Below are 2185 nucleotides of genomic sequence, written 5' to 3' on the forward strand. Positions count from 1 at the left end.
CCGATGGAAATCGGTATTGAAAGCAGCACCAGCGTTGTTGCCCGCAGATTCATCAGGAACAGGGCAAGCACGATCGCAATAAACACAAAAGCCAACAGAAGCGCATTGGTCACCGTCTCTACGGCCTTGGTCACCAGATCCGCCTGGTTGTAATAGGGCTCAAAACGAACCCCACTCGGAAGCGCCTGATTTATGCGATCAATGCGGGCCTCGATGCCGTCGATGGTGGCTTTTGTGTTGGCCCCCATTCGTTTGAGTACAATGCCAGAAACCACTTCACCCAGTTGTTCAACCTGACCGGCTTCATCCTTCCGGGTCATGGTTACCGCACCCTGGCGAATTTCAGTGCCCAGCGCTACCTCGGCGACATCGTTCACTGTCACTGTAATGCCATCACTGGTTTTAACGGGCACCTGACGGATCTGCTCGAGCCCCTGCTCGCCATTACCCAGCCAGCCCATACCGCGAATAACCAACTGCTCCTGCCCGCGGCCCATATACCAGCCCCCAACATTGGAGTTGTTGTTCTCCAGGGCTTCCATGACATCGTTCTGTGATAAGTCATAGGACAGCATTCGCGCCGGGTTCAGGTTAACCTGGTACTGGCGGACCTCTCCGCCAAACGACAGGATTTCCGTAACCCCTTCAGCCGGTATCAGCAACAGTTTGACCAGCCAGTCGTGCAAGCTGCGCAATTCCATTGCGTCGTACCCCGAATCCGGGTCCGCTATCAGCAAGTACTGGTAGACCTGGCCAAGACCGGACGTATTCGGCCCCATTTCAGGCACCCCGACCCCGTCCGGAATCAGCTCCCGCGCGGCCTGCAACCGCTCGAAAACCAGTTGGCGCGCGAAATAGATATCCGTGCCCTCTTTAAAGACCACGGTGACACCAGACAACCCGGTTTTGGAGATGGACCGAACCTCCTCAACATCCGGCAACGCATACATCACCGCTTCAATGGGATAGGTGATCAGCTGCTCGACTTCCTCAGCCGCAAGTCCGGGCGCCTCTGTATTAACAGCGACCTGGACGTTTGTAACGTCGGGGAAAGCATCAAGATTCAGTTTTGGTATCTGAAACGCGGCCGTGGCGATAAGCACTGCAAGCGCAATAAGAACCAACAGGCGGTTCTGAACCGCCCAGTCGACAACTCGGTTGAACATAATGGCTCCCGGAATCAGTGGTTGTGCGGATCAAAGCCGCCTTTGGCAATCTCAGAGGCCACAAAAAATGCGCCCCGCAAAACGACTCGTTGGCCCGCAGCCAGGCCGGAAACCTCACGGAGCCCGCCAATTGAGCGGCCCAGTTCCACTTCCACGGGTTCATACTCGCCTTCGGCCTCTTCCACATAGACCGTCCAGTCGCCGTCCGCGCCACGCATCAATGCAGTCTCCGGCACGGCAAGCACCGGCTCGCTGGTCTTAAAACGAAAATACACATCTGCGAACATTCCTGGATGAAAACGATCTTCAGGATTGTCCAGCTCCAGCCTGACAATCCGCGTGCGGGTCACAGGATCAATGGTGTGGGCTTCCTGGGACACCGTTGCCACGCCCACACGACCCGCTGCCCTGACTTCGGCTTCCGCGCCCTTCTCTAGAACAATGTCGGAGCTTGCTGGCAGATGGGCTTCTACCCAAAGCTCACTCTCATCAGCAAGAGTCACCAGCGGCTGGCCAGCCTCAACTCTTTGTCCTTGCTCAAACTCATCGGTCAGTACTGCACCATCCACGCGAGCCCTGAGCATGTATTCACCGAGACTATCCACCCCGCTGGCCTTCAACGCACCAATGTCATCATCGTTCAGCCCGTAAGCAAGCAGAGTCGCCCTTGCTGCTTCAATGTTGGCTTTCGCTGTATTGAACCGCTGATCGCCAACCACGGAACGACCCAGCCCGCTGATTCGCTTCCATTCAGGAAAAGCTTTCCTGTAATCCGCCTGCGCCTGTGCCACCGTCTCACTGAACAGGGTTACCAGCGGCTGGCCCTTGGTTACGTGCTCACCCAGTTCCACGTGACGCCGCAGCACCACTGAGGCAACCCGGGGGGACACGTGATAGCTGGTATAGCCGTTGGTCAGCAGCTCACCGGGAGCGTAGATTTCATAGTCAACGTGCTTGCTTTCGAGGGTTGCTACTTCAATGCCGGCGAGCTCTTTCTGTTTGGCATTGATGCTTGCGGT

The 2185-nt window shown here is 56.5% G+C and carries 2 protein-coding genes; both read right to left on the reverse strand.

Annotated features, from left to right (window positions below):
• The coding region (locus AAC035_RS20860) for an efflux RND transporter permease subunit (protein WP_339807039.1) at nt 1-1166 on the reverse strand (1166 nt) is incomplete at its 3' end.
• A gap of 14 nt (nt 1167-1180) precedes the next feature.
• Nucleotides 1181-2185: efflux RND transporter periplasmic adaptor subunit (locus AAC035_RS20865; protein ID WP_058093056.1), on the reverse strand; the 1005-nt coding region annotated here is incomplete at its 5' end.

Source organism: uncultured Marinobacter sp. (genome assembly GCF_963974375.1).
Lineage (GTDB): Bacteria > Pseudomonadota > Gammaproteobacteria > Pseudomonadales > Oleiphilaceae > Marinobacter.